Raw genomic sequence first — 3737 nt, forward strand, 5'->3', positions numbered from 1 at the left:
GTTATTGTTTTATAAAAAATAAATAATATATTTTTATTTTAACTATAAAGCCTATTTATTTTTATTATGCTTTTGTTAATAATAGCTTATGAGTTTTAAAAATAGGCTTACAAAAATGAGCTTAGTCCCCAACGATTTTAATCGGCGTGCAGTCATTGAAATTACCGCCATTTTAATAATTAAAGTGGTTATTTTACTGACCATCAAACACATCTGGTTTGATGCGCCTACCATCCCCAAAGATTTTGACAATCAAGTTGCCGAGCGCATTGCTGGCAGCCCTTCCCCAATCAAGGAGACACGTTGATGATTTCTGAAAGCGTGGTCGATTTGTCGCGGTTCCAATTTGCAATGACCGCGATGTATCACTTTATTTTTGTTCCACTCACTCTAGGTATGGCTTTTCTTCTTGCCATTATGGAAACCACGTATGTGATTTCCGGCAAAGAAATTTATAAAGACATGACCAAATTCTGGGGAAAACTCTTCGGTATTAACTTCGCCCTAGGCGTAACGACCGGTTTGACCATGGAATTCCAGTTCGGTACCAACTGGGCTTATTACTCTCATTATGTCGGTGATATTTTCGGTGCGCCGCTGGCAATTGAAGGCCTGATGGCTTTCTTCTTGGAATCCACCTTTATTGGCCTATTCTTCTTTGGATGGGACCGTTTAACCAAGGTGCAGCATTTAGTCGTGACTTGGCTGGTTGCGTTAGGTTCCAACATGTCCGCCCTCTGGATTTTAGTGGCAAATGGCTGGATGCAGAACCCTGTCGGCTCAGCATTCAACTATGAAACCATGCGTATGGAACTTGTAGACTTCGGGGCGCTGATCTTCAACCCTGTTGCGCAAGTAAAATTTGTACATACTGTCTCTGCAGGCTATGTCACAGGCGCAATCTTTGTATTAGCAATTTCAAGCTATTACTTGCTGAAAAAACGCGACCTGCCATTTGCCCGCCGCTCATTTGCTATCGCAGCCATCTTCGGCTTAGCCTCAACACTTTCAGTTATTCTGCTAGGTGATGAATCTGGCTACGAAATTGGCGACGTACAAAAAACTAAACTCGCAGCGATTGAAGCAGAATGGGATACTCACCCAGCGCCAGCGCCATTTACTTTATTTGGTATTCCAAATAAAGAGACAATGACAACTGACTATGCCATCAAAATTCCTTATGTAATGGGGATCATTGCAACACGCTCTACTGACAAACAAGTTACAGGCATTAAAGACCTGCTTGTACAGCACGAAGAACGCATCCGCAATGGTATGGTTGCTTACTCTCAATTAGAAAAACTTCGTGCAGGCGACACTTCACCTGAACTTAAAGCTGCATTTGCAGAATCTCAAAAAGACTTAGGCTATGGCCTGCTTCTGAAAAAATACACAGCAAATGTTGTTGATGCATCTGATGCTCAAATTAAAGCCGCTGCAAAAGATACTATTCCGCATGTACCAAGCTTGTTCTGGGCATTCCGCGCAATGGTGGCTTCTGGCTTCTTAATGCTGCTGCTGTTTGCTTTGGCTGCCTTTGCAGTTGCAAAACGCAATGCAGAAAACAAACCTTGGCTGTTGAAATTCGCTTTATTTGCACTGCCTTTGCCATGGATTGCTGCGCAAACTGGCTGGTACGTTGCCGAAGTTGGCCGTCAGCCATGGACAATTGGTGAAGTATTGCCTACACACCTGTCTACGTCTACATTAAGCACAGGCGATGTCATGGGTTCTATCTTTGCCCTTGCCGCTTTCTACACAGTATTGCTGATCATTGAAATGTACTTAATGATTAAATTCTCTCGCCTTGGCCCAAGTTCACTTCACACTGGCAAATACCACTTTGAAAAACTTGATGCTGCTAATAAAGAGGAGTCTCAAGCATGATTGAATATGAACTACTCAAAATAATCTGGTGGGTTTTGGTCGGCGTGCTGCTGATTGGCTTTGCCCTTACCGATGGCTTCGATATGGGCTCTATGGCGATCATGCCATTTGTAGGCAAAAACGATGAAGAACGCCGCGCTGCAATCAATACGATTGCACCGCACTGGGACGGCAACCAAGTTTGGTTCATTACTGCCGGCGGCGCATTATTCGCTGCTTGGCCAATGGTCTATGCAACTGCATTCTCAGGCATGTACTGGGCGCTGCTGCTGGTCTTGTTCGCCCTCTTCCTCAGACCGGTCGGCTTTGACTACCGTTCGAAACTTGAAAATACCAAGTGGCGCAACTCTTGGGACTGGGGTCTATGCATCGGCGGCGCTGTGCCAGCGCTAGTATTTGGTGTCGCATTCGGCAACATGTTCCTTGGCGTGCCATTCCAGCTGGATGAAACTGTACGCTCTACTTATACAGGCAGCTTCTTTGCGCTATTGAATCCATTTGCTCTTGTCTGCGGCATTGTCAGCCTATCTATGCTGGCTGCACATGGCGGCGCTTGGCTGATGCTTCGTACAGATGGCGACTTGCGCGCCCGTTCTGCAAAAGCAACGCAAATTATGGGAATCGTATTCTTAGTATGCTTCCTGGCTGCGGGTGCATGGCTGTATTTCGGCAATATCCAAGGCTATACGCTTGCTCAGCCATTCGACACTAACGGTGTTGCGAATCCGCTGGCAAAACAGGTTATTACTGACGCCAACCCAGGCTGGATGAACAACTACAGCACTTACCCAATCACCATGATTGCCCCTATTGCAGCAATTCTAGGCGCGCTTATTGTGATTGCAGCGGCAGGCAAAGGCAAAGCTGGCTTCAGCTTCCTTGGCACATCACTGTGCATCATTGGCGCAATCTTAACTGCCGGTTTTGCATTGTTCCCATTCTTAATGCCATCAAGCATTGATGCAGTTTCAAGCTTGACTATGTGGGATGCGGTTTCAAGTAAAAATACGCTGACTGTAATGACTGTTGCAGCCTGCATCTTCGTTCCGCTCATTTTGTGCTACACCACTTGGTGCTACTATAAAATGTGGGGCGTTATTACTAAAAAACACATCGAAGAGAATTCGCATAGCCTTTATTGAGGCTATGCACAGGAGTATGAATTATGTGGTATTTTGCGTGGATTCTCGGCATATTAATGGCATGTTTTGCAGGTGTGCTGAGTGCACTTTACATCGAACACCATCAAGATCTTGATGAGGAATAAACCATGAGTGAAGCAGCAGTGACAACAGAAAATAAAAAGCCGAATAAGTTTGCAATGGCCATCTCATTTTTGTTGGCATTGCCACTTGCAGCTGTTCTGTTAATCCATCCAGCAGCCATGCTGGATGCGAATGGAGAATACAGCCACAGCGCCTTGATGTACGTCATGATCGGCATCTCCGGCGGCTTTATTCACGGAGTGGGTTTCATTCCTAAGTTCTGGTTATGGAAATGGCTATTCAGCCCTTTCCTTGCATGGCCGCTTATGTTGTGGGGCTATTACACATGGTTCCTCGCATAGAAAATATGCAAAGCTGAAAAAGCCCTCATTTGAGGGCTTTTTTATTGATTAGAACTATCAAAACTGCCTTAAATGAAGTTCTAGACTCGTGCCAAGCGTTCTTATTTTAATGGATATTAAATCTCATAAAGATTCCTATCTGACTTGGACACTTTAGTGTTATTCACCAATTAAAATGTCTATGCGATAAACCATTTAAAATGTCCTGTTTTTAACCACAAGAGTCAAGCACAGGATTTAAGTTTCTTTGTTCAACAACAGCTTTCTGAGCTTTACGACTTGG

At 44.5% G+C, this 3737-nt stretch carries 5 protein-coding genes; all 5 read left to right on the forward strand.

The features are described 5' to 3' along the window. Positions 1-115: 115 nt before the first annotated feature. The 5 genes from cydP to ACE3T3_RS15795 are packed head-to-tail and all read left to right on the forward strand — an operon-like array spanning position 116 to position 3454. Complete coding sequence (gene cydP, locus ACE3T3_RS15775; protein WP_374668598.1) at positions 116-307, forward strand: cytochrome oxidase putative small subunit CydP; 192 nt, start codon at positions 116-118, stop codon at positions 305-307. Beyond that, complete coding sequence (locus tag ACE3T3_RS15780) at positions 307-1887, forward strand: cytochrome ubiquinol oxidase subunit I (RefSeq protein WP_374668600.1); 1581 nt, start codon at positions 307-309, stop codon at positions 1885-1887. Before cydP ends, ACE3T3_RS15780 begins: the two co-directional genes overlap by 1 nt. After that, positions 1884-3029, forward strand: coding sequence for a cytochrome d ubiquinol oxidase subunit II (cydB, locus tag ACE3T3_RS15785; RefSeq protein ID WP_374668602.1), 1146 nt, complete (start codon positions 1884-1886; stop codon positions 3027-3029). Before ACE3T3_RS15780 ends, cydB begins: the two co-directional genes overlap by 4 nt. A 23-nt stretch (positions 3030-3052) precedes the next feature. Then, complete coding sequence (cydX, locus tag ACE3T3_RS15790; protein WP_002120988.1) at positions 3053-3154, forward strand: cytochrome bd-I oxidase subunit CydX; 102 nt, start codon at positions 3053-3055, stop codon at positions 3152-3154. 3 nt (positions 3155-3157) lie between these two features. Then, positions 3158-3454, forward strand: coding sequence for a cyd operon YbgE family protein (locus tag ACE3T3_RS15795; protein WP_374668604.1), 297 nt, complete (start codon positions 3158-3160; stop codon positions 3452-3454). Positions 3455-3737: the final 283 nt, after the last annotated feature.

Source organism: Acinetobacter sp. (assembly GCF_041919735.1).
In the GTDB taxonomy this organism is placed as follows: Bacteria; Pseudomonadota; Gammaproteobacteria; order Pseudomonadales; family Moraxellaceae; genus Acinetobacter.